At 63.4% G+C, this 26,656-nt stretch carries 27 protein-coding genes and 1 tRNA gene; 9 read left to right on the forward strand and 19 right to left on the reverse strand.

Features of this window, described 5'->3' with window-relative positions:
- Positions 1-97 precede the first annotated feature (97 nt).
- Entirely contained in the window at positions 98-406 is a 309-nt protein-coding gene (locus F3S47_RS05585) for a DnaJ family domain-containing protein (RefSeq protein WP_191090083.1), read from the forward strand.
- 3 nt (positions 407-409) lie between these two features.
- Here F3S47_RS05585 and F3S47_RS05590 read toward each other — a convergent pair whose 3' ends face one another.
- The 4 genes from F3S47_RS05590 to F3S47_RS05605 all read right to left on the reverse strand — a co-directional run bounded on the left by F3S47_RS05590 (position 410) and on the right by F3S47_RS05605 (position 3,678).
- A complete protein-coding gene (locus F3S47_RS05590) occupies positions 410-880 on the reverse strand; it encodes a YbaK/EbsC family protein (RefSeq protein ID WP_150444273.1) in 471 nt (156 codons plus the stop codon).
- A complete protein-coding gene (gene tmk / locus F3S47_RS05595; RefSeq protein WP_150444274.1) occupies positions 877-1,488 on the reverse strand; it encodes a dTMP kinase in 612 nt (203 codons plus the stop codon). The genes F3S47_RS05590 and tmk overlap by 4 nt, the downstream gene beginning before the upstream one ends.
- Before the next feature lie 6 nt (positions 1,489-1,494).
- Positions 1,495-2,670 carry a D-alanyl-D-alanine carboxypeptidase family protein gene (locus F3S47_RS05600; RefSeq protein WP_150444275.1) on the reverse strand — a complete coding sequence of 392 codons (1,176 nt, stop codon included), beginning with the start codon at positions 2,668-2,670 and terminating at the stop codon, positions 1,495-1,497.
- Positions 2,671-2,781: 111 nt separating this feature from the next.
- Positions 2,782-3,678, reverse strand: coding sequence for an SPOR domain-containing protein (locus F3S47_RS05605; RefSeq protein ID WP_150444276.1), 897 nt, complete (start codon positions 3,676-3,678; stop codon positions 2,782-2,784).
- Positions 3,679-3,885: 207 nt separating this feature from the next.
- Between F3S47_RS05605 and F3S47_RS05610 the strand changes: the two genes are divergently transcribed.
- Positions 3,886-3,975: transfer RNA gene (locus tag F3S47_RS05610), tRNA-Ser, on the forward strand.
- A gap of 351 nt (positions 3,976-4,326) precedes the next feature.
- Here F3S47_RS05610 and F3S47_RS05615 read toward each other — a convergent pair.
- From F3S47_RS05615 to F3S47_RS05625, 3 genes are read right to left on the reverse strand one after another with little or no spacing between them, the layout of a single operon-like run.
- On the reverse strand, positions 4,327-5,997 hold the full coding sequence (locus F3S47_RS05615) for a recombinase family protein (protein WP_150444277.1): 1,671 nt from the start codon (positions 5,995-5,997) through the stop codon (positions 4,327-4,329).
- A complete protein-coding gene (locus F3S47_RS05620) occupies positions 5,994-6,401 on the reverse strand; it encodes a DUF2924 domain-containing protein (RefSeq protein ID WP_150444278.1) in 408 nt (135 codons plus the stop codon). Before F3S47_RS05620 ends, F3S47_RS05615 begins: the two co-directional genes overlap by 4 nt.
- Positions 6,401-6,646 carry a DUF3489 domain-containing protein gene (locus tag F3S47_RS05625; protein WP_150444279.1) on the reverse strand — a complete coding sequence of 82 codons (246 nt, stop codon included), beginning with the start codon at positions 6,644-6,646 and terminating at the stop codon, positions 6,401-6,403. The genes F3S47_RS05620 and F3S47_RS05625 overlap by 1 nt, the downstream gene beginning before the upstream one ends.
- 407 nt (positions 6,647-7,053) lie before the next feature.
- On the opposite strand from F3S47_RS05625, the gene F3S47_RS05630 reads away from it, so the two are divergent.
- The 3 genes from F3S47_RS05630 to terL are packed head-to-tail and all read left to right on the forward strand — an operon-like array spanning position 7,054 to position 10,322.
- Positions 7,054-8,433, forward strand: a complete 1,380-nt coding sequence (locus tag F3S47_RS05630; RefSeq protein ID WP_150444280.1) for a site-specific DNA-methyltransferase — start codon at positions 7,054-7,056, stop codon at positions 8,431-8,433.
- Positions 8,420-8,863: a DUF5681 domain-containing protein gene (locus tag F3S47_RS05635; RefSeq protein WP_150444281.1), complete on the forward strand. Its 444-nt coding sequence runs from the start codon at positions 8,420-8,422 to the stop codon at positions 8,861-8,863. Before F3S47_RS05630 ends, F3S47_RS05635 begins: the two co-directional genes overlap by 14 nt.
- The gene (terL, locus tag F3S47_RS05640; protein WP_150444282.1) at positions 8,835-10,322 is read left to right on the forward strand and encodes a phage terminase large subunit; all 1,488 of its coding nucleotides are present in this window, start codon (positions 8,835-8,837) and stop codon (positions 10,320-10,322) included. Before F3S47_RS05635 ends, terL begins: the two co-directional genes overlap by 29 nt.
- Positions 10,323-10,781: 459 nt before the next feature.
- Here terL and F3S47_RS05645 read toward each other — a convergent pair whose 3' ends face one another.
- From F3S47_RS05645 to F3S47_RS05685, 9 genes are all read right to left on the reverse strand, one after another.
- Positions 10,782-11,783 carry an aldose epimerase family protein gene (locus F3S47_RS05645; protein WP_150444283.1) on the reverse strand — a complete coding sequence of 334 codons (1,002 nt, stop codon included), beginning with the start codon at positions 11,781-11,783 and terminating at the stop codon, positions 10,782-10,784.
- A complete protein-coding gene (locus F3S47_RS05650; RefSeq protein ID WP_223877728.1) occupies positions 11,780-12,505 on the reverse strand; it encodes a sugar phosphate isomerase/epimerase family protein in 726 nt (241 codons plus the stop codon). The genes F3S47_RS05645 and F3S47_RS05650 overlap by 4 nt, the downstream gene beginning before the upstream one ends.
- An 86-nt stretch (positions 12,506-12,591) precedes the next feature.
- Positions 12,592-13,551 (reverse strand): sugar phosphate isomerase/epimerase family protein, encoded by a 960-nt coding sequence (locus F3S47_RS05655; protein ID WP_150444285.1) that lies wholly within the window; start codon positions 13,549-13,551, stop codon positions 12,592-12,594.
- A 13-nt stretch (positions 13,552-13,564) separates the two neighbouring features.
- On the reverse strand, positions 13,565-14,851 hold the full coding sequence (locus tag F3S47_RS05660; RefSeq protein WP_150444286.1) for a TRAP transporter large permease: 1,287 nt from the start codon (positions 14,849-14,851) through the stop codon (positions 13,565-13,567).
- Complete coding sequence (locus tag F3S47_RS05665; protein ID WP_150444287.1) at positions 14,848-15,405, reverse strand: TRAP transporter small permease; 558 nt, start codon at positions 15,403-15,405, stop codon at positions 14,848-14,850. Before F3S47_RS05665 ends, F3S47_RS05660 begins: the two co-directional genes overlap by 4 nt.
- A 4-nt stretch (positions 15,406-15,409) precedes the next feature.
- Entirely contained in the window at positions 15,410-16,399 is a 990-nt protein-coding gene (locus tag F3S47_RS05670) for a sialic acid TRAP transporter substrate-binding protein SiaP (RefSeq protein ID WP_223877729.1), read from the reverse strand.
- Positions 16,396-17,079: a GntR family transcriptional regulator gene (locus F3S47_RS05675; protein WP_150444288.1), complete on the reverse strand. Its 684-nt coding sequence runs from the start codon at positions 17,077-17,079 to the stop codon at positions 16,396-16,398. The genes F3S47_RS05670 and F3S47_RS05675 overlap by 4 nt, the downstream gene beginning before the upstream one ends.
- 480 nt (positions 17,080-17,559) lie before the next feature.
- On the reverse strand, positions 17,560-17,823 hold the full coding sequence (locus F3S47_RS05680; protein ID WP_150444289.1) for a hypothetical protein: 264 nt from the start codon (positions 17,821-17,823) through the stop codon (positions 17,560-17,562).
- A gap of 1 nt (position 17,824) precedes the next feature.
- The gene (locus tag F3S47_RS05685) at positions 17,825-18,691 is read right to left on the reverse strand and encodes a mechanosensitive ion channel domain-containing protein (protein WP_191090084.1); all 867 of its coding nucleotides are present in this window, start codon (positions 18,689-18,691) and stop codon (positions 17,825-17,827) included.
- Positions 18,692-18,949: 258 nt separating this feature from the next.
- On the opposite strand from F3S47_RS05685, the gene F3S47_RS05690 reads away from it, so the two are divergent.
- Positions 18,950-19,939, forward strand: coding sequence for a TerC family protein (locus F3S47_RS05690; RefSeq protein ID WP_150444291.1), 990 nt, complete (start codon positions 18,950-18,952; stop codon positions 19,937-19,939).
- Between the two features lie 108 nt (positions 19,940-20,047).
- A complete protein-coding gene (locus F3S47_RS05695; RefSeq protein WP_150444292.1) occupies positions 20,048-21,331 on the forward strand; it encodes a hemolysin family protein in 1,284 nt (427 codons plus the stop codon).
- Between the two features lie 152 nt (positions 21,332-21,483).
- On the opposite strand, the gene F3S47_RS05700 is transcribed toward F3S47_RS05695, so the two are convergent.
- On the reverse strand, positions 21,484-22,005 hold the full coding sequence (locus tag F3S47_RS05700) for a hypothetical protein (protein WP_150444293.1): 522 nt from the start codon (positions 22,003-22,005) through the stop codon (positions 21,484-21,486).
- Positions 22,006-22,358: 353 nt separating this feature from the next.
- Here F3S47_RS05700 and F3S47_RS05705 point away from each other — a divergent pair, with 353 nt between their 5' ends.
- Both F3S47_RS05705 and F3S47_RS05710 read left to right on the forward strand, forming a co-directional pair.
- Complete coding sequence (locus tag F3S47_RS05705) at positions 22,359-24,200, forward strand: SLC13 family permease (protein WP_150444294.1); 1,842 nt, start codon at positions 22,359-22,361, stop codon at positions 24,198-24,200.
- A gap of 83 nt (positions 24,201-24,283) precedes the next feature.
- On the forward strand, positions 24,284-24,961 hold the full coding sequence (locus tag F3S47_RS05710) for an IS6 family transposase (RefSeq protein WP_150444295.1): 678 nt from the start codon (positions 24,284-24,286) through the stop codon (positions 24,959-24,961).
- A gap of 77 nt (positions 24,962-25,038) precedes the next feature.
- Here the strand turns inward: F3S47_RS05710 and F3S47_RS05715 are convergent, their stop codons facing one another.
- Together F3S47_RS05715 and F3S47_RS05720 are read right to left on the reverse strand one after the other, a co-directional pair.
- Positions 25,039-26,112, reverse strand: a complete 1,074-nt coding sequence (locus F3S47_RS05715) for an HIRAN domain-containing protein (protein ID WP_191090085.1) — start codon at positions 26,110-26,112, stop codon at positions 25,039-25,041.
- 190 nt (positions 26,113-26,302) lie between these two features.
- Positions 26,303-26,614, reverse strand: a complete 312-nt coding sequence (locus tag F3S47_RS05720; RefSeq protein ID WP_150444297.1) for an SOS response-associated peptidase family protein — start codon at positions 26,612-26,614, stop codon at positions 26,303-26,305.
- Positions 26,615-26,656: the final 42 nt, after the last annotated feature.

Raw genomic sequence — 26,656 nt, forward strand, 5'->3', positions numbered from 1 at the left:
AGGTCGTATATTTATCCCGAATCCGAAGAACATCCCCGCCCCGGCGTGCAACTCGCCCCGGCCGGACTATATGAGCGAGAGAGACAGGAGCGTCGTGATGTCCAGCTTTTTCGACCGAATCGTCGAGGCGCAGCTCCGCAAGGCGGAGGCCGAGGGCGTCATGGACGACCTCACGGGGAAGGGTAAGCCGCTGGACCTGAGCAAACCTGGCGCCAATCCCTTCAAGAAGACATTCGCCGAGGCCGAGGTCGAACTTCCGATCACCCGGCTGGCCCGGGAGATCGGCGAGGCCCGAGAGGCGCTCCGGTCGGAGACGGACCCCGACGAGCGGCGGGTCATTCAGAAGCGGATCGCCGACCTCGAGCTGCGCCGGTCGCTTGAGATCGAGGGGATGCGGCGGGGCTGAAAACTAGTCCGTGAAGTCGCCCGGGACCGCGCCGGAAACGCGTTTTAGATCGTCGGGCGAGGCGGCGAAGATATGGTTCGGCGTCCCCGCGGCTGCGTAGATCACGTCGAACTCGGAAAGCCGGGCGTCCCAGAAGGTCCGGATCGGGTTCAGATGGCCGATCGGCGCGACGCCTCCGATGGCGAACCCGGTCTGGGACCGCACCAGCGCCGCGTCCGCGCGGCCGAGCGGCTCTCCGGCGATCAGGGCAGCCTTCTCGGCCGAAACCCGGTTGCCGCCTGCCGTGAGGAAGAGCAGCGCTTCGCCCGTCTCCTCGCCACGAAAGATGATCGACTTCACGATCTGATCGAGCTCGCACCCGGCCGCCTCCGCCGCCTGGTCCGCGGTCTTGGTCGAGGCTGACATCTCCAGCACCTCGCCGCCGATGCCGCTCTCTTCCAGCGCGTGCTTCACGCGTTTCAGGCTCTTGCTCATGTTTCCACCGTTACGCGGGCCGCGATGTCCTCCGCAACCGCATCGGCGTCCCGGTTGCCGTCGATGACGACACAGCGCTCGGGGAACTGCGCGGCGAGGGCCAGAAAGCCCGCCCGGACAGTCTCCTGCAGTTCGAGGCCGAAGGACTCGAAGCGGCTCTCCGCCCCTTCGCGGGCCATGCCCCGGGCGAGTGCGGTGGCCGGGTCCATGTCGATGATGAAGGTCAGGTCGGGTTCACGCCCGATCATCAGCGCGTGGAGGGCGTCGACCTTGTCCCGGAGGTCGCCGCGGGTCGCGCCCTGGTAGATCCGGGTGCTGTCGGCGAAGCGGTCGCAGATCACCGTCCGACCTTCGGAGAGCCGGGGCTCGATCAGCTTCTCGAGGTGGTCGCGCCGCGCCGCCGTGAAGAGCAGGAGTTCGGTTTCCGGCGACCAGCGGCCCGTTTCGCCGTTCAGGACGAGACGACGGATTTCCTCGGCCCCGGCGCTGCCGCCCGGCTCACGGGTCAGGACCGCGCCCGGCAGACGCTCGGCCAGCCGCCGGGCCTGGGTCGACTTGCCCGAGCCGTCGATCCCCTCGAAGGTGATGAACCAGCCGCCGGCGCCCATGAGCCGTCAGGTGCCGGGCAGGGCGGAAAGGTCCGCCTCGGGGGCGACCTTGCCCAGCACGACCATCGCTGCCCCGCCGACGCGGCGGAGGAAGCCGCCGCGCGCCACGTCGGTTTCGGCGGCAAGCGGGAGGCGGACCTCCGGCAGGCCCTCGCGCGTGATGACGAGCTCCGCGATCTCGTCGCCGGCCGCGATCGGTGCTTCGACCGGGCCGGTATAGATCACCTCGGCCTCGAGGCTGTCCTGGTCGAGGACCGGCACCAGAAGGCGGACGTCGTCGACGACGGTCAGGCCGACCGTTGGCACGTCGCCCATCCAGACGTCGGCCTCGGCCACGCGGGTCCCGGCGTCGGTCACCTTGCGTTCGACGAACTGGCGGAACGCCCAGTTGACCAGGCGCTCCGATTCTTCGGCCCGCTGGGCCTGGCTATCGAGACCGGAGAGCACGAAGATCACCCGGCGATCGCCCTGCTTGGCCGATCCGACGAGGCCGTAGCCCGCCTCTTCCGTGTGGCCTGTCTTGAGGCCGTCGGCCCCGATCCCGAGACCCAGCAGCGGATTGCGGTTGTTGACGTTGGTGGGTGCGCGTCCGTCGTACTCGAAGGTCCGTTCGGCGAAGAGGGGATAGAAGGTCGGGAAGTCCGCGATGAGCCGGTGCGCGAGCACGCCCAGATCTCGGACCGACATGACATGACCCGGCTCGGGCCATCCGTTCGAGTTCAGGAAGGTCGAGCTCGTCAGCCCCATTTCACGCCCGCGTTCCGTCATCATCCGGGCAAAGCCCTCTTCCGTGCCGTCGGGCGACAGGGCCTCGGCCAGGACCGCCGTCGCGTCGTTGCCAGACAGGACGATCACGCCGCGGATCAGCTCCTCGACGGTGGGCCGGTCGGTCGTGTCGAGGAACATCGTGGAGCCGCCGTAGGACATCGCGTGCTCCGAGACCGGGAGCCGCTCGTCGATGGAGAGCCGTCCGTCCGCGATGGCCTCGAAGACCATGTAGAGCGTCATCAGCTTCGACATCGAGGCCGGGGGCAGGGGGGCGTCGGCGTTCTTTTCAAGCAGGACCGTGTCGGTCGTGTGGTCGTAGACGTAGGCCGCGCGGGCGGAGGTCTCGAAGGTCTGCGCCGCGGCCTGCGAGGCGGCGGCGAGACAGAGCGCGAGGGCAAAGAGACGGCGGATCATGGCGGCACTCCTCGGTGACAGGTCTCTGGGTGCGGCCCGTCGCATAGCGCGCGGCGGGACCGCCTGCAAATGAGGTCGGGGCGCTCTCCGCCGGCTCGGCGGGGCGCCGCCCTAGTCTGTCACGGCGTAGGCGTCTTCAAAGCCTTCCGCCTTCACTTTTTCGAGCAGCTCGGCGCGTTCGGCCTCGGTCCGGGCCGGCCCGACGATCACGCGCCAGAACGCGCGCCCCTGGGTTTCCTGCTGCCGGACGGTGGGGACGACACCGACGGAGCGCATCCGTTCTGCCGTCCCTTCGGCATTGGCCTCGACCGAGAAGATGCCGATCTGGACGTAAGGCCGGTCGAGGTCGGAGCCGCCCTGCGGCTGCTGATCGGGCGCCGCCTGGGGCGCGGGGGCGAGGGTTGCCTCCGCCGCAGGGGCAGCCGGTGTCGTGCCGGCGGGCTCCAGGGAGGCGGTCTCGACACCGGGGGCCTCGTCGAAGGTCGCCGTCTCGTCCGAGGGGGCAGGGGCGGAGACAGCCGCGGCGTCGCCCGGACCCTCTTCCCGGCGGAGGGCCGTGACATTGAGCTCGGTCGGAGCGCCGGCGAGCACGCCGAGCGCCTCGGCCGCGTCGGAGGAGACCTGCAGGCGCGGGCCGGGGTTGTCCCTCTCGCGGCGGAAGAGTGCGCCGATCACGAACTGCCCGTTCTCGCGGTTGCGGATGATGACGCGCTCCGGCTCGTCCACGTCGGGATGCGCAACCCAGACGCCGCCCAGCGAGGGGCGGCCGTCCCAGAGGCCGGGCTCCGTCACCTGGAAGACCTCGGGCGCTTCCACGTCGCGTTCGACCAACTCGACTGTTCCGGCAGCGGCGCTGTCGGCCGCCGGGGTCTCGGTTGCGCGGCTCGCGAAGGGCATTTGCAGTTCGCCGTTCTCGCAGGCGGTCAGCAAGAGCCCCGCGGCCAGCCCGAGGCCGATGGGATGAAGCCGCGCGCGGCGCGGCTTCGGGAATCCGGTAGTGCCTGTCATACGTCGCCCCTCGTCTCCGCGGCGCGTCCGCCGCGCGGCCCTGTCAGCGGGCACTGCTCAAGATACACGTGCCCCGCATTCTTGCGGCGGAGCTGAGTGCGAGGATAGCGGGTGGAACCCGACAAGAAAAGTCCGCCGTTGACGCCGCGCGCAAATGCGCGCACCGCTTTGCAGAATCGACGTCCGCGGTCTAACCGGACCGGACCCGGAGGAGTGGCAGAGTGGTCGATTGCAGCGGTCTTGAAAACCGCCGTGCGTGAAAGCGTACCGTGGGTTCGAATCCCACCTCCTCCGCCAAGGACCCCTAGCTCAAATTCCCTACAACTTCTTGTCCGTAGTCTGGCCCCATTTTCCGGGGGTTACCCGGGGATACTCCTGACTGAGACGCACTGGACCTCGCAGGTCATGGCAGAACTGGGCGGTGGTCTCACTCGCGCGATGCGGCCAGTGCGCTTTCCCTGTTTTTTGGCGATCTGCAGGGAAATAACGGGAAGATCCTGGTATCCTAGGAAAGTGGCGGCCGAATCCGGGTTTCACACCAAAGGCTTAGACGTGATTTCCCTATGCGGTCGAACAGGGAAGTTTTCTCTGAGAACAGGGAAAGCATTTTGCCTGAGCAGGGATAACTGTAGCGCTCGACGATGGTACTCAGGGTGCCAGTCCGACAGCCCGTTCCTGGTCTGTCCAGTCGAAGGGGAGCGGGCTATTGAGCAGCCGTTCGAGCGTCATTTCGACGGGCTGTGTTCCGGCGATGACGGCGTCCTGGATTCGCGGGGACAGCATGGCGAGCGGAAGGAGCTTCGCGACGTAGCGGGGGCCGACATTCTCCTGTCGAGCGATCTGCGCCAGAGAGACTCCATCGCGGATCGAGGTGGCCCACCGATGGGCCATTCTAAGGGCCCGCAGAAGTGTGGCATCCGGGGTACGCTTCAGATCTCCAATCACGATGCGCGTCTCCTGACCGCGGCGTCGGTACTGGAGCGGCATGGCGATCGTGACGCTCTCTCGCTCGATCTCTTCTTCCTTGAGGTCGAGCGCCGCCGCGAGTGCGGTCCCATCCAGACCGATTGTGATCTGACCAGTTGCAAGCGTCACACCCTCGATGAGCCTGGCGAGGGCCTGTCGGGGATCGTCTCGCAAGTTCGACGCGCAAGCAGTGGCGCGCTCGGAGAGGGAGTGGCTTGCGACGGCATCGCTCGGTGTTGCCAGTCTGTGGCGCTCACCGGCGGCTTGGATGTGGCCGGCGACGATTTCTGTCACTCGCCGCTCTAGCTCAATTGCAGGTATTCGCAGGGCGCTTCGATCGGGGCTACCCGAGATCAGGCGATTGGAGACGTAGTATCGGTAGTGCCGGCCTCCTCGTTGCACACGGGTCGGTGTAAGCCGGTCTCCCGTTCCGTCCCGAAGCTTGCCCTTCAAGAGTGCGCTATCCGCGGAGACCTGCTTTCTGTTTGGATCGCGCCTGCGGTGGCCCCGCTCACCAAGCCGGTCCTGCACGTTCTTCCAGAGGTCGTCATCGACAATCGCGGGGTGCTGGGCTGGCCAGGTTGTGTCCTTGTGACGAATGCGTCCGACGTAGACAGGGTTGCGCAGGATGTGATGAATCTGCCCGCGGCTCAGGGGGCCTCCCCCACTCGAGTTCCCCGAGGCAGACCGACGCTGCTTGGACAAGAGCCCTCTATCCGCCGCTGCGCGAGCTACGGCGTTCAGGCAGCCATGTTCAGCATAGAGGTGGAAGAGGGCTCGGATGGTCACCGCTTCCGCCTCGTTCGGGACGAGTTGGCGAACCTGAGGGTCCGGATGGGGATCGTATCCCAGAGGTGGCAACCCGCCCATCCAGAGCCCCTTTCTTTTGGAGGCCGCGATCTTGTCACGGATGCGTTCTGCCGTGACCTCGCGCTCGAACTGCGCGAAGGACAGAAGCATGTTGAGGGTCAGCCGTCCCATCGAGGAGGAGGTGTTGAACGCCTGGGTGACCGAGACGAAGGAGCAGGACGCGGCCTCGAGACTCTCGACAAGCTTGGCGAAGTCGGCAAGGGAGCGCGTCAGCCGGTCGATCTTGTAGACGACGACCATGTCGATCCGGCCGGCCTCGATCTCGGCCACCAGGCGCTGCAGGGCAGGACGATGGAGGGTCCCGCCTGAGACGCCGCCATCGTCGAAGCGGGTACGGACCAGCGACCAACCTTCGTGCTTCTGGCTTGCGATGTAGGCAGCGCAGGCTTCGTGCTGGGCATCGAGGGAGTTGAACTCTTGGTCCAAGCCTTCGTCAGAAGACTTGCGGGTATAGATCGCGCAACGGATGCGGGTCTTGGTCATCGCCGGGCTTTCGCACGCAGGCCGAAGAAGCGCGGCCCAGACCAATGGGCGCCGGTGATCTCGCGCGCGATGGCCGAGAGCGACCGCCAGGTTTGGCCGTTCCAGCGATAACCCGTCTCGAGCACGTCCACGACATGCGTCACGCCATTCCACTCGCGGAGCAGCCGGCCCCCTGGCTTCAGCGCATCACGTCGGCGAGGCTCGCTGTTCGGCGCGGTAGGCGTGGAAAGGGCGGCCTGTACCTTCCGCGATAGCCCACTTCGTTGTCGTGCCTGACTCTCGAAGGCGAGGAAGCGGCGCATGACAGGCTGACTGATCCCGCGGGGTGGTGCCTTTTCGAAGAGGTGGACCCAGGCCGCGACAAGCGCGGCCCGGTCCATGGTCTCGATCTCTGCCACCTCCATCAGGACGCAGTCTCCGGCGAGGCTGTGATCTTGTAGCGCGCGTCGCGTCCGGTCGCTGGCTGCGCCCGCTCAATGACGAAGCCGGCCTTGCGCAGGGAGCTGATCGCCGCCCGGGCCGAATGCGTCTGCCATCCGGTCGCCTTGCAGAGGGCTGCGAGCGTGGCGCCTTCCTTGCGGGACAGCATCCCGCGGATCATCTGGGCTTTGGTCTGCCGCGCGGCAGGCGTCTTCGTGGTCTCTGTCATGGGTCGGTCTCCTCGGGTTGTCGAAGACCGGCGGTGGCCGGGCCTTCTACCGAGTGGCGCCCGGAAGCCGCGCCGGGCGTGGGGACATGAATGCTTCCTTGGCAGGCGAAGTCCAGTCTGGTTGCCGACAATTGGACGATGGGCATGGGGAGAGCGTTTAAATCGACCCGCGTTGACTCTTTTTGACCCTCCCTTGACCGCTCTTGTCGCAATTCAGCGCCCCGAATAACTCTCAGGACGCGCTCAAGACGGCGCGCCTCGGCAGCACTTCGGTCTTGCGAGACGAGGAGCATTCGAGAGCCAAATCGGTCGGTCGGGCCCACGGCGGGACATTCCCCTCGTGGTTCGGCCGACCACTCGAAACCTCACGACGCGGCCGTTGAGCCGTCAACACCGGAGGATTGCCTATGGCATCCACTGAACACTCTCCTGCGCCCAGCAACTGGGCGGCAGCGTCCATCGAGCAAAGAGCCCTTTCGGAGCTGAAGCACTATCGCGCCAACAGCCGGTCGCATGGCGATCGCGATGTGGCCAAGCTTGCCGCGTCCATCCGTCAGTTCGGTTTTGTCACCCCGATCCTCATCGATGACACCGACACAATCATCTGCGGTCACGGTCGTGCCCTGGCAGCCGAGAGGCTTGGACTGGCTCAGGTTCCAACGATCCGCGCAGGCCATCTCTCGGATGCGGAAGTTCGTGCCCTGCGCATCGCGGATAACCGACTGGCTGAACTCTCGGAGTGGGATCGGGACACTCTCAAGATCGAGCTCGGTGATCTTGCTGACCTGGAGTTGGCCGGAGACGTGGACTTCGACCTGACCCTGACCGGCTTCGAGATGGGTGAGATCGACCTGCTGATCGACGGCGAGACCCCGGATGAGGCGCCAGAGGAGGTCGAGGAACCCGAGAGAGCGCGGTCCTCGGTGACGCAGCCCGGCGATGCCTGGACCCTGGGGCAGCACAAGATCCTTTGTGCCGATGCGCTGAAACCGGAAAGCTATGCGGCCCTTCTCGAGGGTGAGGTGGCGGCGATGGTCTTTACCGACCCGCCCTACAATGTCCCCGTCCAAGGTCATGTCCGGACGGGCCGCGAGGGGCAGCATCGCGAGTTCGCGATGGCATCGGGCGAGATGAGCCGGGCGGAGTTCGAGGCCTTTCTCGGAAGGGTCTTCGCTCAATTGGAAGCATGTCTGCGTCCCGGCGGGATCGCGATGGTCTGCATGGACTGGCGCCACATCCAGGACCTCCTACGGTCCGGGGAAGCGGCAGGCTTCGATCTGCTGAACCTCTGCGTCTGGAACAAGTCCAACGGCGGGATGGGAAGCCTTTACCGCTCGAAGCACGAACTCGTGGCCGTCTTCAAAAAACCCGGGGCAGCCCACGTCAACAACGTGGAGCTTGGCAAGCACGGCCGCTACCGGACCAATGTCTGGGACTATGCCGGCGTCAACAGCTTTGGTCGAAGCCGGACGGCCGATCTGACCGATCATCCGACGGTCAAGCCGACCGCGCTCGTGGCGGATGCCATCCGCGATGTCAGTCGGCGAGGGGAGGTCGTGCTCGATGTTTTCGGGGGCTCCGGTTCCACGCTCCTGGCCGCAGAGAAGTCCGGGCGGACCGCCCGGCTCGTCGAGCTCGATCCGGCCTACGTGGATGTCACGATCCGACGTTGGCAGGCGCTGACAGGCAAGTCCGCGGTTCATGTCGCGACAGGAGAGCGCTTCGAGGACCGCGCGGCATCGATCGAGAGAGACGAGGAGCGGGAGGCAGCGGATGCCGAAGCGTGAGGAGGAGTATGAGGTCGGCTACGGCAAGCCGCCGAAGGCGACCCGGTTCAAACCGGGACAGTCCGGTAACCCGCGAGGCCGGCCGAAGTCGAAGAAGAACGCACACTCGATCGTGGAGGCCGTTCTGTTCCAACCGGTGGCTGTGACCCGAAACGGTCGCAGAACAATAATTCCCGCTATCGAAGCTGGTCTGACGCGTATCCTCAAGGAGGCGATTGGCGGGGAGACGAAATCGGTGGCCCCGATCCTTAAGCTCCTACAATTGCGTGAGGCCATGGAAGCCCGAGAAGCTGCAGGGCCGTCAGACGGCGAGCCCTCGGCGGAGCCGCGCAAGGCGGACGAGACCGACCTCGAGGTGCTCCGGCAATATGCTGACCTCCTGAGGGAAGGGGGATCGCTCGATGATCTGGAGGACCTCAATGGCTCTTGATCAAGTGCGGGCCGCCAGAGTCGCAGACGCCCTCTACCGCCAGAACCTCGCGGCCTTCGTTCAGCGTGTCTTCGTCGAGCTCCACAACGACGGGACCGACTACGTGCCGAACTGGCACATCGATGCGATCTGCTGCTCGCTCGAAGCGGTCAAGACAGGGAGCCGGAAGCGGGTGGTCATCACCATGCCGCCGCGGTGCCTGAAGTCGATCACGACGGCGGTGGCTTTCGTGGCCTGGGTTCTGGGGCACAAGCCCCAGACCAAGATCATCGTGGCGAGCTACGGCCTCGATCTCGCCCGAAAGCATGGCCACGACTGCCGCAGGGTGATGGAGAGCCGATGGTATCGGCGTCTCTTCCCGGACGCGCGGCTGGAGCGTCGGGGCACGACCCAGGACGAGCTTCGAACCACGAAGGGCGGCCTAAGGAAGGCGGTGTCGATCGGTGGGGCCGTCACCGGCCACGGCGCCGACATCATCATTATCGACGACCTTCTGAAGGCCGGCGACGCGAGCTCCGAGACAGAGCTGGTCAGGGCTCAGGAGTTCATCGAAGGCTCCCTTCTATCTCGTTTCAACAATCCGACTGAAGGTCGCGTGGTCGCGATCCAACAGCGGCTCCATGAGCTTGATCCTGCAGGGTGGCTCATCGGCAAGGGCAACTATCATCACCTCAACCTGCCGGCGATCGCCGAGGAGAGGCAGGAGATCGACGTCGGCCGGCGCGAGCCGATCGTCCGCCAGCCGGGGGATCTGCTGTTCCCGCAGAGGCTCCCCCGAGACTATCTCGATCGCCTAAGGGCCGAAATGGGCTCTGCAACCTTCAACATGCAGTATCAGCAGAACCCGATCGCCCCTGATGGGTCGCCCCTCCGCTGGGAGTGGTTTGGGACCTACGAGGAGGCCCCAGAGCGGCACCGCCTGCAGATGGTGATCCAGAGCTGGGACACCGGCATGTCCAGCGATCCGCGCAGCGACTACACCGTCTGTACGACCTGGGGATTCCTCGAGAACAAGTGGTACCTGCTCGACCTCTTCCGGGACCGCCTGGACTATCCGGATCTTCGGAAGAAAGTCCTCCGCCTTCAGGCGTCCTGGAAAGCCGATGAGGTCATTATCGAGGACGCGGCAACCGGTAAGCCGCTTCTTCACGACTGCCGGCGAGAGGACCGGGCGAAGTTCATTCTATTTCCCGCACGAGACGACAAGGAGGTGCGCTTCGCCTCAAGCTGTTCCGTGATCGAGGAGGGCAGGGTTGTCCTGCCACGGTCAGCTCCTTGGCTGAGCGAACTGAAGCGCGAACTGCTCGGCTTCCCCAGGACCCGGTTCGACGACCAGGTCGACAGTGTCAGCCAGTTCCTGAACTGGGCTAAGGGACGGGGCTTCTGGCGCAACCTGCCTGCTGATCACCCAATCCTCAGGGAGCGCCGCGTCCGCCGGGAGTCGATCCCGCGCAGGTGACTCCGACCCGACCCGTGGTCGACAAAGAGAAGTCATAGTCATTTTCTGAGGACACGCCACCTACAGCGCCTGTCCAACGAGCAGGCTCACTCTGTGAAGGATCAAACAACGCGGCGCATCAGATGGGTGGAGGTCTGGGAAGGGCGGACTTCGGACCTTCGCTGCGAATGCGGGGGAAACTTGGCCATCCTGCGAGAGCAGACATCACCGGGACTACCGTCACCGACGAGACGCCGTGACGCCGCATGACCGCTTCGAGCCTTTATCGATGATGGCTTCACCGCACGTTACCGATCGGTTTCGATCGCCCCTTATGTAATTATGGCACCTCCATAGGCTCCGAACCGACCCCAAGAAACGTCTTGAAATAACACTCTCTCCAGTAGTGGAGCGCCCGAGCGGTTCCAGACCACAGTTGTGTCCGGTTTCACGTCAACGGGAATAGCGGTGGCAGCTACGTCAACCTGCTCGCCTGGCTTCGTTCTGCAATCCGATCCGGTATTCGGTGACGTGTCGATAGCCCCTCTCAGGTCGCAGCACTACACTGGGAAACAAGGGATTGTTGGGGGCATCCGGCCAAGCCTGCGCCTCCAGACAAAGGCCGGAAAACGCCTCAAATTGCTGACCGTCGGCACCGTGCGCCGTGCCCGACAGGCGGTGACCGGAATACACGTGGAGCCCCGGCATGGTCGTTGCCAGATCGAGCCGTGTCCCGTCCGCACCCCAAAGCGTCGCTGCTGGCCGCAGCGGCCCCTCTGGCATATCGTGGAGGCGGAACGTGTTGTTCAGACGAGCCCACCCCGGCGCAGAGGCAAACCGGCGGGCAGTGCGAAAATCGAAGCCCGTCCCCTTGACCGGCACCACATCGCCCGTGGGCAGAACGGTATCGTCGCATGGAAGGTAGCGCTCGGCATGGACCTGCAATTCGTGATCGCGGACGTCCCGCCGCCCGTCGAGGTCGAAATAGGGATGATGGCACATCGACAGGATAGTTGGCGCTGTCGTCGTGGCCTCTAAGGTCAAGCGAAGGGTGGACGGGGGTGCCAGCTCGTAGGTTACACTAACATCCAAGGCACCCGGATAGCCGCCCTCACCGTCGGGACTGTGATAGTGCAGCGCCACCCGCTCCCGGGTCCGGAGGCCAACGCGAAAGGTCTGGGTCGAGAAACCGGCCGCGCCCCCGGCACTGTGATGCGGCGGTGCGTTCAGATCGAGTTTCAATGTCTGCCCGTCGAGGAGGGTCCGTCCAAATGCTATGCGGTTCGCGTGGCGTCCGATCACCGCACCCATGTAAAGCTTGGGATGCTTTGCGTAATCCTCCCGGTTGCCGTGGCCCAAGACGATCGACCGTCCCAGGCCGTCCGGCACCAGCGACACCAGGCTGGCACCGAAGGGCAGAATTTCAGCTCGCAGACGGTGCCCCGCCAGCCTAATGGGGCGGAAAGGGGCCGGCGAGGTCATCTTGCGGCGAGAATATCCGACAGTGCGGCGGTACCCTGCGCCGTCCAGACGCGCTCCTGCTCATGCGCCGCGCTGAAATCGCCGGGCCAGGGCAACCAGTGCTCGTAGATCACGCTCATCGCGCGTCCTTCCAGCGCGTCCAGCACCGCCGCCATGTCGGTGCGCCCTTCTCCCAGGGGGACACCGTGGACCCGGAACCCTACCCCGTAAGGATCGGGAGCGATGACGTAGTCCTTCATGTGCAGGTTAATCGTGCGCGGCGCGAGCAGGCCGACCGTCTCCGCCGGCCATTCCCCCGCACAAATCGAATTGGCGACGTCGAGGCAGACCCCGAGGCCGTCATCTTCGACCCTGTCGAGCAAACGCGCCATTTGCGGCGACGGATAGTCGAAGTGGTTCTCAATGGCGATGCGGCAGATCCCCCGCGCCTCTGCGACTGCGCCGCGCAAGTCCTCACCCAGATCTTCGAGCGGTCTGGCTGCATCCTCGCCATCGAGTGCGATGCGCAAGATGCTTGCGTCCATTTGGTCAGCAAGTGCCACGTAGCGAGAGACCATGTCGCGCTCAAAGCCCTGAGCCCCGATTTCGAGTGCCACGCCACGCTCGCGCGCCGAGGTTGCGATTTCGTCGATCTTGGCGATCTCGATCTCGTGAAGCCGCATGTTGTCAGCATATTGCAGGACCGGCATCTTCAAGCCGACGGCCGCGTCGAGCACGTCCATCGCCGTCATAGGCCTGGACGGGACGCGGTCGCGGTGGCCGATCGACCAACGGAAGGCGTAGGAGCCGAGTCCAGGTGTCATGGCGCTCACAAGAGGGCCTTGATCAGATCGCGGGTGGTGCGCGCGCTGCTGCCGGCGGCGACCATCGCCTTCAGTTTGTCAGGCCCGATCTTGGCCAGCAGCTCGCGGAGATGGTTCATCGTCTCGAATGTATCGCCCACGGCCTCGACCCCGTCGCCGGCGCGCGTGAAGACGTCATAGGCTATCCAGCCATCATAGCCGATCCGCTCCATGTACCAAAGTACCTCCAGGGTGTCCCAAAGGTTAATGGAGGCCACCGGCATGTCCCAGTCCGCGTTGCGGTCATTGTCGTTAAAGTGGACGTAGAACAGCCGGCCGGCCTCATGCGCCGCGGCGATTTCCGCAGCAGCGCATTCGCCTTCGATCAACGCGTGACCGAGATCCATCGTCACGCCGAGGTTCGCCGCACCCACTCGATCGCACAGGTGCAGCGTCCGCCCCATCGATGGCAGGATGATACGATTGCGGACCTCGTAGGCCTTGTACTCGATCGAAACGCGGACGTCGTCTCGGTGCGAAGTGACCTCGCCGAAAGCGTCGATCGTCCACCGCCATTGGTCGAAGTGGTCGACGTGGAAGGCGTGGTCTGACCCGTCAATCAGCGGGCAGACCGAGATCATGTCGGTCCCCAGTTCGGCCGCCATGTCCATCGCGCGTTTCATGTAGCTGATGGCCTGTTGGCGTACACCAGCGTCAGGGTTGGTGAACGAGCCGGCGCGGAACAGGTCCTCGCCCTTCAGGTTAACGTTCACCGCCGAGATGGCCATGCCACAGTCTTTGGTGGCCTGCATCATTTCTCCGTCATGGCCGAGGTCATGGGGATAGACGGGCTCGATCCCGTCAGCACCGGAGATGGTCTTGGCGACCTCGATGCGTTCCGCGTAGTCGCGGGCTGGCTGGTAAGTGTGGAACCGGTCGGAATACTTGCCGAGCGTTCCCATCAAGACTGAGTTCTTCTGGGCCATTATGTGCCTTTCGTTATTGATAGACCCGGCTGGGAATGGCCAGCACGAGTTCGGGAAAGAGGGTGATGAGGACAAGGACCGCCAAATGGACGCCCAGGAACGGCAGAATCGCACGGCATACCTTCAGTATCGGTAACCCAGCGATGCCTCCCGCGATGTAAAGCGACAGTCCAACCGGCGGGGTGATGGTGCCGATCATCAGGTTCACCGTCATCATCACGCCGAAGAACACCGGGTCGATCCCGAAGGCCTGGGTCACCGGCAGCAGGACCGGAGTGAAGACGATGATCGCCGAGCCGCCATCCAGAAAGCATCCCGCGACCAGCAGGAGCAGGTTGATCAGCAGCAGAAGGACAAGTGCATCGGCAACCTTTTCCTCGAGGAAGGACGACAGCGCCTGTGGGATCTGCTCGATCGTCAGGACGTAGCCGACGAGATTTGCGACCCCAACGATGACCATCACCATCGCCGTATTCAGCGCTGCGCTGCGCAGGATGTCTGGCAGGTCGGACGGCTTCAGTTCGCGGTAGATGAACAGTCCAGCGATCAGCGCATAAACAGTCGCCACCGCCGCTGCTTCGGTCGCGGTAAAGATGCCGCCGAGAATCCCGCCGACGATGATCAGGGGCATGACCAAGGCGCCGATAGCCGACACGAACGAGCTGACGAGGCCCGGCATCGAGAATGGCTCGGGTTCTATTGCCCAGCCTCCCCGGCTGGCCTTGAAGTAAATCAGGACCATCAGGCCCACGGTCATCAACAGGCCCGGAACGACCCCGCCCATGAACAAGGCACCGATCGAGACGCCGGAGATAACACCGTAGAGCACCAGCGGGATTGATGGCGGAATGACTGGCCCGTTGACACCCGCCGCCGCGACGACTGAGGCCGCGAAGGCGGGATCGTAGCCTCGCGCCTTCATCATCGGGATCATGGTCGATCCGATGGCAGTGGTGTCGGCGACGGCCGAGCCCGAGATGCCCGCGAAGAACGTCGAGGCCATGACCGCGACATGCCCGAGCCCACCGCGCACCCAGCCGACGAGGTAGGACGAGAAATTCACCAGCCGTCGTGAGATGCCGCCGCGTTCCATCAGCGCGCCGGCCGCCATGAAAAACGGAATCGCGAGCATCGGAAAGCTGTCGAGCCCAGCATAAACGCGTTGCAACACGAGCTGCGGCGACAGCAGGTCCACGACCGATAGCACCACAAGCGCCGCGGAAAGCAGGGCGAACAGGATTGGGGTGCCGATGATCAACAGGCCGAAGAACACGCCGAAAAGGATCAGCAGGCTGGTCATTGAGATGTGTCCCTTCCCGATTCAGGCAAGGCGTTGCGAGTATGCGGCAAGCCCAAAATCGCGGCCCTCACGCTTGCGGCCACGTTGAGCGCAAGCCATGCGGTCAGGAGCAGGCTCGAAAGCAGGACTATTCCGAAAACGACCCCCATGGGAAATTGGAGGCCGGGCGTGAGCTGGTCCCATTCGCTTAACAGCGTTGTCCAGGCGCCGCGCAGTAGGTAACCAGCGCAGACCAGTGCGACGCCTTCGACCAGCGCATCGGCAAAGTGTCGCCCCCGCTGCGGCAGCATGTCGGCAAAGGCGGTGACGGCGAGATGCTCGCGCTGTCGCGCCAAAAGGGCGGCACCGATGAATACCATCGAGATAAACAGCAGCCGCGCCACTTCCTCGGACCAGATCAGGGATATATCGAGCAGGTAGCGCGAGACTATCTGCATCGAAACGATAATTGTCATGCCCGAGATCATCGTGACCAGCAGCCATCCGAGTGCGGTCGCCAGAAGCACCTCGGCCCGCGTGAACGGGCCGAGGGTAAGAGGATCGGGAGCGCGCATTGCCTCAGCTGCCGCTGCGCGCCGCGTCTACGAGGTCGAGCAGCTTCTGCGCATCGTCCCCGAACTCGGCGACGGCCTCATCGCGAAGCGGGGCGACCTGTTCGGCAAATGCCTCCCGGTCAGGCTCCGTGACTTCCATGCCCTGCTCTTCGAGTTCGGACAGAAGATTGGCGTCGTCTTCGGCCACCTTGTCGCGCTGCACCTGCGCGCTGTCGAGCACGGCCTGACGCACGATCTCCTGATGCTCAGGGGAAAGGTCTCCCCAGAGGTCCTCAGAGTAGAGAACCATGTGGGTCAGATGCAGGTGCCCGGTCAGCGATAGGTAGTCGTTCACCTCCGAAAAGCGGGCGTTGTAGATATTTGACAGCGGGTTTTCCTGCCCGTCGACGACACCTTGCTCCATCGCCGTGTAGAGTTCATTGAACGCCATAGGAGTGGCGTTGGCACCCATCAGCTCCAGCGTCTTGAGGTGGTAGGTCGCCCGCGGTGTGCGAATCTTGAGCCCCTGAAGGTCGTCCGGCCCCTCGACCGCGCGGACCGAATTGGTCAGATGGCGCATCCCGGCCTCATAATAGCCAAGAAGTTCGACACCGTGGTTCTCCACCAGGTTCGCCACTTCATCGCCCAACTCGCCGTCGAAGGCACGGAAGGCGTGTTCGCGATCATCGAAAAGGTAGCCGATCTCCAAGGTTCCCAGCACGGGCTCCCAAGAGCCGAAGAAGCCGGTCGTCACCCAGGTCATCTCAAGAGTGCCGGAGCGAAGCTGTTCGACCATCTCGCGTTGATTTCCCAGCTGCGAGTCGGTGAAAACTCGCACGTCGATTTCTCCGTCAGAACGTTCTTCGACCAGGCGTTCGAACTCGCGGGCACCGACATTCTCGGGATGATCGCCGGAGACAACGGTCCCGACCTTGATGGTGACATCTTGCGCATAGGCCGGCACGCACAGCGCGGTGGCCGCTAAGAACGCGGATGTAATCCTGATATAGTTCACTTCTTTTCCTCCCTCAGGGTTGATTGCACGGGCATTGTCGATCCGTGCCTTTCGATGAGCGCCAGGAGCTCCGCGGTCGTGCGGTCCCAGTGCTCGTGGTAAAGTTCACAAAGGCGCGCAGTGTCGCGGCGCTCGATTGCTTCGAGCATCGCGCGGTGATCATCGGCGGACTTGGTCGGCAGATCGCGAAGATGCAGCGCGAAGTAGCGGGCGCGATCGGTAAGACCCCGCTGGGCGTGATACATTCTGGCGAGGCGTCGGTTGCCGCAGGCCTCCACGAGGTCGTGATGAAAGGCCTCGTCGGCACGCACCCAACGATCGCGGTCCGCCGCCTCCAGGGCCTCGGCCATCTCCGCGACCAGCCGCTGCAATGGGCCGAGATCGCGCTTGCGCGACGTGGCGAGCATGATCGCGGCCTCAAGCTCCAATGCCCGTGCGACCTGGTGGATCTCGCGGACATCATCGGCGAGCAGGGGAAGAACGCGGGTGCCGCGGCGCGGGATCACCTCGACCAGCCCGTCGGCAGCAAGGCGCTGAATCGCCTCCCGAACCGGCGTGCGCGAAAACCCGAGCTGCGCCGCGAGTTCGCGGTCGGACCAGAGCGTGTCAGGTGCAAACTTACCCACCAAGATGGCGGAGCGCAAAGCTTCATAAGTGTCTTGTGTGAGAGATCGCGACATTGGGCTATCATCTGGCATGCCAGTTGAAATGTCAACACAGGCTCCGCTTTCTTTCGGCTCATCTTCGTCAGTCGAAAGCAGCTTGCGAAGCTCGTATTGGAAATTGCAGGACACCGTCCCCGTTCTACCAAGGGCACCGATGGCAGGCGTTTCGGGAGGACCGTGTTGCTTGGTACGTTCTACGAAACGCTGTTCCGGGAGCCGGCAGGAGGGTCGAGTGCAAGAACGGCTGCACGGTCCGCGTAGCTGACTTCAACCGACGCGAGGATGCTGCGCGACGGCGTGGATGGCCGCTTTGGGAACCACACTTCAGCGATGGGCGCCGTGTCGAATGTCCGGATTGGGCCGTAAGCGTCGATGGGCTGCACAGCGCGAAGGACGCAAAGCCGACCTTCGCCGCAGAGGCGAAACTGACGGTACTCTTGTCAGAACCGGACATCCGTTGGCGGCGCCGTCAGTAGCTCGCTGAGGCAGTGGCAGTTAAATCGTCGCATCCGCGATAAGCGAGCCTGCGAACCGGAGTGCGATGCATATCGCAGCAGCCGCCGAGGCGAGCGCCGCCCGGCGGTTGAGAATGGCGCTGCGGTTCATCGCGACGACCATCCGGTTCAGGTCCGCATGATCGAGGGTCTCGAACCTCGAGACGCGGCGGATGGTCCTCGCCCCGGCTTGATACCAGAGGCCGGCCGCGATCAGGGAGCTGAGGATCGCGGCGAGGTCGAGGAGGATGTAGAGGGTCGGCATGTCAGTCGGCCTCCGACACCGGGGATGAGCTCGACATGGGGTCTGGCTCCCTATCGGCTTCGATCGCCGAGAGCAGCTCGAGCGTGATTTCGCTCTCCAGCCGCTCGGCCGCGTTTGCCGGGCAGAAGAGTGTCACCTCGACACGCAGCTTGCCAAGCTCGGAGGTCCGGAACCTGACCAGGGGCGCAGGGTCGGGCAGATCGCTGTGGGTTCGTCGCTCGATCGCGGCGTTGGCCCGTGCGGCCTCATCGCGGAAGGGGGCATAGTGCCGGCCCACGATGTCCGAGACCAGGGCATGGGCTCCACCGATCCGCGGCGTGGGATCGAGCGTCACCACGAACCGGTGGTAGGTCAAGTCCCGCAAGGCCGACTGGTTGCGCACCGGGGCGGTCAGCAGGAGGCTGTTCGGCACAACGATGGTGCGGCCGGTCGGAACGTAGGCGTTCGGGCCCGCGCCGAACTCCTGGAGCGTCGTCGCGAGCACCGTGTGATCGGTGACCTCCCCACGGTTTTCGCCGACCTCGATCCAGTCGCCCACGGCGAAGGCACGTGTCGTGGCGCGGAGGACGGCTCCGGAGAGACAAAGGATGAGCTCCTTCGTGGCGACGACGATGGCCACCGCGACGGCGGTCAAGGAGAGGGCGAAGGTTCGCAGCTGGGGCGCCCAGATCATCACCAGACCGATGAGGAGCAGCAGCAGGAAGACATTGCGGGCCGAGGTGATCAGGCGACGCTGATCTTGCGGTGCCAACTCCGTCCGCGCGCGGATCGACCTGACGACGATCTTCCGGGCGATCCAGAGCAACAGCAGCAGAAGGAACGAGGCGAGCAGGTCGAACTGCGGCAGAAGCGCGGGGTCAAACGGCAAACTGATATCTTCCAACATGCGCCGAACCTGTGGCGCAGCGGGGCTCGTGACAAGGTCGGCTCCCCTGGCCCGGTGCAAACATTATTTTCGACGCTCACTTGAACGCTGCGGCCGCATCACGATCTGCTGCACGCGGGCCGGGCCCCTCTGACGGCGGACCTCTGTCGTGATGTCGGACCGCACCGGGCCGCCCGGTGTCATGTCCGCAAGCCCGCGACCGTGACCTCCCGAGCGTGCGGTGCATTCGAGGTCGCTCTCTTGGACATCCTTCTCCTGCTCTTCCTGGGCAAGCCGCTCTGGATGTGGATGCTTTTTCTGTCGCTCGTCATCGGGCTTCTCGTGTTCGACCTGGGCGTCCTGCACAAGGACGACCACGAGATCGGCGTGGCCGAGAGCCTGAAGCTCTCGGCGATGTATATTGTCCTCGGTCTCTCGTTCGCCGGCTTCATCTGGTGGCAGATGGACGCCGAGGCGACGGCACAATACCTGACAGCCTTCGTCGTCGAGAAGACCCTCGCGCTCGACAACATCTTCGTCATCGCCCTGATCTTCAGCTTCTTCGCCATCCCGCGGCAGTATCAGCACCGGGTTCTCTTCTGGGGCATTCTCGGCGTGATCGTGCTTCGGGGCCTGATGATCGCCATGGGCGCGACCATCGTCGAGCAATACCACTGGGTGCTCTACGTCTTCGCGGCTTTCCTGGTCTTCACCGGCATCAAGATGCTCCTGGTCTCCGAGAAGGAGCACAGCGTCGAAGACGGCCGGCTCCTCGCCTTCCTGAAGCGCCGGATGCACGTCACCGACGAGATCCGCGGGCACGCATTCTTCGTGCGGGAGCCGCACCCCGCGACAGGCCGCCTCACGCGCTTCGCGACGCCGCTCTTTCTCGCGCTGGTGCTCATCGAGATCGCCGATCTCGTGTTCGCGGTGGACTCGGTGCCGGCCGTCTTCACGATCACGACCGACCCCTACATCGTCTACACCTCCAACATCTTCGCGATCCTCGGGCTGCGCGCCCTCTACTTCGCGCTGGCCGCGGTGCTCCACCGCTTCGCCTACCTGAAGTATGCCCTGTCGGTCCTGCTGGTCTTCATCGGCTCGAAGATCTTTGTGGCGGACCTCATGGGCTGGGAGAAGTTTCCGCCCGCCTGGTCTCTCGGCATCACCTTCGCGATCCTCGGCGCCGGGATCGGGTTCTCGCTCTGGAGGACCGGTCGAGGCTCCCGCAGGGTGGTTTCTGCCGAGTAGGCGGCGCAAGAGTGCCAAGTGGGCGCCTCGAGCATGTCTCGGGGCGTCTCTGCTCGCGCGATCTACTCGCTTGAGGCAAACTGAACAAAAGTCGGATCGAACCACCCAGTGCTGATCGAGATCTCAATCATCCTCGCCCTCATTCTGCTGAACGGCGGTCTCGCGATGTCGGAGCTGGCTGTCGTCTCGTCCCGGCCCGCGCGGCTCCGAGCACGCGCCAATCGGGGCGACCGGGGCGCGGCCACTGCCCTTCGCCTCGCGGAGAACCCGGGGCGCTTTCTTTCCGCGGTTCAGATTGGCATCACACTGGTCGGTATCCTCTCCGGCGCTCTGTCCGGTGCCACGCTCGGTGTGAGGCTTTCGTCTGTCCTGCCGGAGCTCGGCGTGCCGGCGCGTCTTGCCGATGAGGTAGGGGTGGGTCTCGTGGTCATCGCCATTACCTACCTGTCGCTCATCGTCGGGGAGCTGGTCCCGAAACAGATCGCCCTCTCAAACCCCGAGGCGGTGGCCTCGCGGGTTGCCTCGGCCATGCGGGTCCTCGAGCGGGTGGCGGCGCCGCTCGTCTGGGTTCTCGATCGTTCCGGGCGGGTTGTCCTGGCGCTGATTGGCCAGTCGGGCCGGCGGTCGCCAAGCGTCAGCGACGAAGAAATCCGCATGCTCATTGCCGAGGCCGAGGGGGCCGGCGTGATCGAGAAGGCCGAAACCGAGATGATCACGGGCGTGATGCGGGTGGCCGACCGCACGGCGCGGGGACTCATGACGCCACGGGTCGAGGTCGAGATCGCCGACGCTTCGGAGACCCGGGCGGAAATCCTCGATCGGTTCCGGCGCTCTCGGCGGTCGCGCTTGCCCCTGAGCAAGGGCGGCCCGGACGATATCATCGGCGTTCTGCACAGCCGCGACGTGCTTCTCTCGAGCGCGGACCCGTTCAGGCCGGCCGAGCTGGTGCTCCCGGTCGAGGTGGTGCACGAGGCGCTTCCGGCAACACGGGTGATCGAACGGCTGAAACTCTCCGAGGGGCACATGCTCGTCGTCTACGACGAGTTCGGTCACTTCGAGGGCGTCATCACACCTATGGATGTCCTGGGCGCGATCGTCGGTGGATTCGACGAGACCGAGCAGGATGAGCCGAAAGTTGTGGAGCGCCCGGACGGGTCGCTCCTCGTCGCTGGCTGGATGCCCGTCGATGAGTTCGCGGACCGGATCGGCCTCGAGCTCGGGGACGATCTCACCTTCGAAACGGTTGGCGGCCTGGTCCTCGACCGAGCCGGCGAGTTGCCCCAGGTCGGCCAGCGCATCACGGTCGGGGGATGGCGGATCGAGGTTGTCGATCTCGATGGCCGCAGGATCGACAAGCTGCTTGTCGACAGGGTGCCTGACCCCAACGAATGAGCCCGATCCGGCGCGAGGACGGTGGCTTCTGAGATAGGCCAGAGCAACTCCGTTCCTTTCGAGATACTCGGTGGGATCGGCATCAAGGTTGCTGCGATGACGTTCGATGGCATTACGCACCGGAGTTGGATGAAAGGTCAGAAGCATCGAGCTCATGTGGACGCGATCGGGAGACAGGGGGAAGAGATTGCGGATGGCGCTCCAATCATCGAGGGCGGCCTCCGTCCGCGCCGGGGCGAGTCCGAAGGGGCTCGCAAGACCAGCCCCAATGGCCGCGGAGATCGCGAAAAGGTCTCGGCGGGAAATGGACATCGTTTAACCTCTTGCACCGTTCTAATTCCGGCCCTCAATTGCCTCGAGTAATCGCAGAAGAGATCATCGGCGACCGCCGAGTAGCTCGAGACATCTTCCCCAGACGCTCCCATGCCGAGGAGCTCGTTGACCGAACCGTCCGGCATCTGCACCGACAGGCCCAGGCATTTCTCGGTGAACAGCATTGTGTCTTCATCGACAAATGCCATGCCCCAGATGTTGCTCTGGCCCGTGAGAACGGCCTCGTCCTGCAGGCTCATCGTGTTCATGCCGGCCTGCGCCGCTGTCTGCGTTGCGCCCATCGCGACCGATCCCAAGAAGACCGCCTTCGCGAAGCGTATCGAATGAAGCTTCTTATGCATTTCGATACCTCTCTGCTGGTTACTGCAGACCCGGTCGCGCGGACCCAAGACTGCATCAACCCAACAGGGGCATCGGAGGCATGCAAGTGGACCTTGATCGCAGTGCTCTGACCGTCACCTTCAGGCTTCTGTAGGCAAATATCAGTAGGTCCGGATTTAATGCGGCTGGGTCGTTCGTTTGCCGGTCGCGCCTCAGCAATCGGACCCGTTTTGCAACATATCGGCCAGCGCAGCGATCAAGCGCCGTGGGGAGATGCCTTGCCCAGTTCCCGCTTTTTAGTTCGCCGAACCCATGATCAGGTGCAAGCGGACAGGATGGCAGGCCGGAAGACGATCGTTTACAAGGTCAGGCCATGAGTATCGACCAGATCGTGATCTACTCCATTCTGGTCGCCACCATGGCGTTCTTTCTATGGGGGAGGCTGCGCCACGATATCGTCGCCTTGGCTGCGTTGTTATCGTGCGTGGTCGCAGGACTGGTCCCGCCGTCAGGTGCTTTTGAGGGGTTCGGACACCCGGCGGTTGTCACCGTGGCTTGTGTTCTCATCCTGAGCCATGGATTGCGAGCTACTGGCGCGGTGGATTGGCTGGCTCGCAGCATCCTTCCACGGAATGCGGGGCAACTGCCCAGCTTGCTTGCACTGATGGGTCTGGGGGCGGCGCTTTCCGGGTTTATGAACAATGTGGGAGCGATGGCCCTCCTGATGCCAATCGCCTTTCAGGTTTCCAATCAACTGGATCTGACACCGGGCCAGGTACTGATGCCCCTCGCTTTCGGCACGATACTGGGAGGTATGACAACGCTGATCGGTACGCCACCGAACCTGATCGTATCCAGTTTTCGGGCCGACGAGGGGCTCGGGCAATTCTCCCTTTTCGACTATTCAGCGGTCGGGGCGCCCGTTGCGATTGTGGGCGTGATCTTCATTTCCATGATTGGTTGGCGGCTCGTCCCTGAGCGAAAGCCGGCAACACACGATGGGTTCGAGACCGGCGCGTACTTCACGGAGCTGCGCGTGCCCGAAAGTAGCAAGGCCGTAGGTCTGACCCTGCGAAAATTCGAGCGAGAGATCGAGGACAGCGACGTGCAGGTCGTGGGTCTGATCCGCAACGAGGTCTACCTGAATGCTCCACATGGCCAGCGGCGTATTCGTCCAGATGACATCCTGGTGCTCGAGGCGGAAGTTGACGCACTGGCAGAAGCGCTGTCGGTATTCGATATCAAGCTAGAGCAGTCCATTGTGGTGCCCGAAGAGCGGAACGGGGCCGACGGTGAATTAGAGGAAGAAGTCCCCTCCGGGCCCAATGCCGACTTGGGCGCAGACCGAAGGGGAAGCCGGGACGTCATCCTCCGCGAGCTTGCCGTGCTCCCTGGGTCATCTATCATTGGCCGTTCCGCTCGGGATATCCACCTTCGCGCTCGTTATGGACTGAACTTGCTTGCGGTCTCACGCGAGGGCCTTCCGCCGGGTTCCGGCTTGCGGAACGTCAAGATAAGGTCCGGAGACCTTTTGCTGGTTCAGGGGCCGGCGGAAGCTGCATCGGAATTTATCGACGAGATGGGTTGCGTTCCACTGGTCGCACGCGATCTTCGTATTCCGAACAAGCGTATGGCCATCATTGCTGGGACAATAATGGTTGGTGCGATCGCCCTCGTCGCTGTTGGATTGCTTCCAGCTGCCGTGGCTTTCGCCCTCGGCGTGTTGGCGTCGATGGTGCTCGGCACTGTTCCTCTCAGGGAGGTCTACACGTCTGTCGATTGGCCAGTAATCGTCTTGCTGGCAGCGCTGATACCGGTCGCAGGCGCGATGGAGAGTACGGGCGCAGCGGGATTGCTGGCGAGAGGCCTGGTGGACTCGGTTGCCCAAGGCAATGCTGTAGTCGCGCTGGTTGTGGTCATGGTCACCACGATGTTCCTGTCAGACCTTATGAATAATGCCGCGACAGCTGCAGTCTTGTGTCCGGTAGCACTCGGCATTTCTTCCACGCTCGGCGCCAACCCTGACACTTTCCTCATGGCAGTTGCGGTTGGTGCGTCCTGTGCCTTCCTCACTCCGATCGGCCACCAGAATAATACTTTGATCCTCGGGCCCGCTGGGTTCCGGTTTTCAGATTATTGGAAGCTCGGTTTGCCGCTTGAAGGGCTCGTGCTCGCCATCAGCGTCCCATTGTTGCTGGCGGTCTGGCCCCTCTGACTATTGCGAAATGGTCAGCAGGCCGGCGGGCACTGTCAGAAGAACCGCTTGAGCGGGGCAGGGGGCGGACCTAGCCTCGGCAGATGACCCAGCCAAGCCCGTTCCGCTACTTCAAGACGAGCCCCGAGATCAATTGTCTCGGGGTGATGCTCTACGTCCGGTTTCCGCTCTCGCTGCGCGATGTCGAGGATCTGCTGCATGAGCGTGGCATAGAGGTGAGCCACAAGACGGTCCGCTACTGGTGGAACCGGTTCGGCCCCATGTTCGCAGCCGAAGTCAGAAAGCGCCGCATCCAGGCTCTGAAGGCGAGCCGGTGGAGCTGGCACCTCGACGAGGTCTTCGTGAAGATCAACGGCAAGACGCACTACCTCTGGCGGGCCGTGGATCATGAGGGAGAGGTCCTTGTGCGCGATCGGGCCTCGGCACTGAGATTCCTTAAGAAGCTGATGAAGGGGCACGGGACAGCCGACGAGATCGTCACAGATGGGCTCCGCTCTTACGGCGCCGCGATGAAGGAGCTAAAGGCTAATGGTCACCGGGCCGAGGGGCGTTGGACTAGCAACCGCGCGGCGAACTCACATCTGCCATTTCGACGACGAGAGCGCGCGATGCTGGGCTTCCGCCGAATGCGAAGTCCACAGAAGTTCGCCTCTGTTCACGCCTCCGCCTTCAACCATCAGCGCAGTCTCTTCAGTCGACCCCACTTCAAACAATCCCGCGATGCTGCTCTCGACGAGTGGCGGGATCTCTGCGTCTCCTGAGCCTACGTTTTCTAGGGGCACAGGGACTGTTTCGCATTTGTCTGACAGCACCGTATCATTTGCTGTCTGGACCTCCTCTAAGCCGAGAGCTTCCTGGCTCTCTCCGCGAGAGCTTCATATCGCTGTCCAATGGCACTGCCAGGGGGAAAATATCGCAGCCAGGTCTCCAGCCACGCTTTCTCCAGGTCACGACGGCCCGCCTTCCGCAGGATGATCGCGACCCTCTCGGCATAGTTGGGCGGCTCGGACATCCCTGTGTCGAAATAGCTATCGAAGGCCCCGTCGAGGATGCCGACCTGCTTGACCAGATCGTTGTCGGCCTGACGCATGAGCTTCTTGTGTTCCCGGTAGGGCAGATCCAGGTGGTCGAAGCCCTTCTGTTCGATGCTGACCTGAGCTTCACCCGCTTGGACCCGGCTCATTAGTCCGCTGGTCATGTCGCGCTGCGCCTGAGATGCCTCTTCGTCGGTCAGGGGCCGTCGCGTGCGAAGCTTCTCGATCAGCGTCTCGAGCTCTGCGATCTCAGTCTCCCCAAGGGTGATCTTGGACGGCGCCTTTGGCGGGGTCTCTTCGTACCCCATCCAGCGGCGCTCCTTCACGTTCGGCATGAGGCCAGCGATCGTTACATATATCGCATGATCCACGATCGCCGCCCGCTTGAGCTGCACCGCGATCGGCATCTCCGGTGGGTAGCTTGCGATGTCCTCCGCAACCTGTGCGGGGACGTAGCCAAGCATGGTTTCCCGGCTTGGTCGCGCAAGAACGCCAATGACTTTGATCGCATTCGGATCGTGAGCGTTTTTCGGGTCACGCTCCAACCTAATTGAAAAATCAGAACTAGAACTAACTGCTGTCAGGAACGTGCTGACTTCCGTCATACGGTGCTGCGTTCCAGCGACCTCGAGCCACGGCCAGTTCCAGTTTACCGATTCGCCTTCTGGACGGTTTTCATCAAGTTCGTATCGATCGAACACGTCGGAATAGGAATCGGGCTGGCCCCTCTTCAGGGAAAGCGCAGATGACCGCTCAGTTGCCTTCGGTCTGTGTTCAGGACCGTCGACTTCGAGCCCGAAGGCTTTCTGTATTCTCGAGATGACCCAGGCAAGGAAGAAGCAGGCAGCTGCAATCGCAGCAAGATAAACAAATACCATCTGACCCCCGATACTCGGGAAACCATGGCGAAGGTGGGCTGCATCGGCAAGTGGAAGACGTAATAGGCGCCCGGCAGTTGGACTGCCTGAGCTGCCCCAACCGAGTGGTACATGCGGCAGGTCTTGGGCAGGATCGGAAAAAGGGGGAGAGCGCGCAGGAATCATCGAACGACATTACTAACGGCTACGCTTACGTGGGTTCGCTCTTCCGGTCTTCGCCTTTCTTCAGCACCTGCATCTCCTCGGCCGAGAAGACCTTGAGGACCTCCAATGCCTCGTCTGGTGATCCGTCTGTCCACGTGCGCCGTGCGTCCTCGGACAGGATGACCGGCATCCGGTCCGGATAAACTGGTTTCACCAACTCGTTCGGAGTGGACGTTACCATGGTGTATGTGTCGATCTCGACATACTCATCTCGGTAGTTGCCCTTGAAGCGGTTCCAGAGCCCGGCAAAGACTTGGCCGCGATCAGGCAACGGCGTTCCTCGAACGACTTTTTCCAAAAGCGCGAGACCTGGGTCTTGTCATCGCGAGCATTGTTGATC

It is taken from the genome of Histidinibacterium aquaticum (assembly GCF_008710275.1).
Lineage (GTDB): Bacteria > Pseudomonadota > Alphaproteobacteria > Rhodobacterales > Rhodobacteraceae > Oceanicola > Oceanicola aquaticus.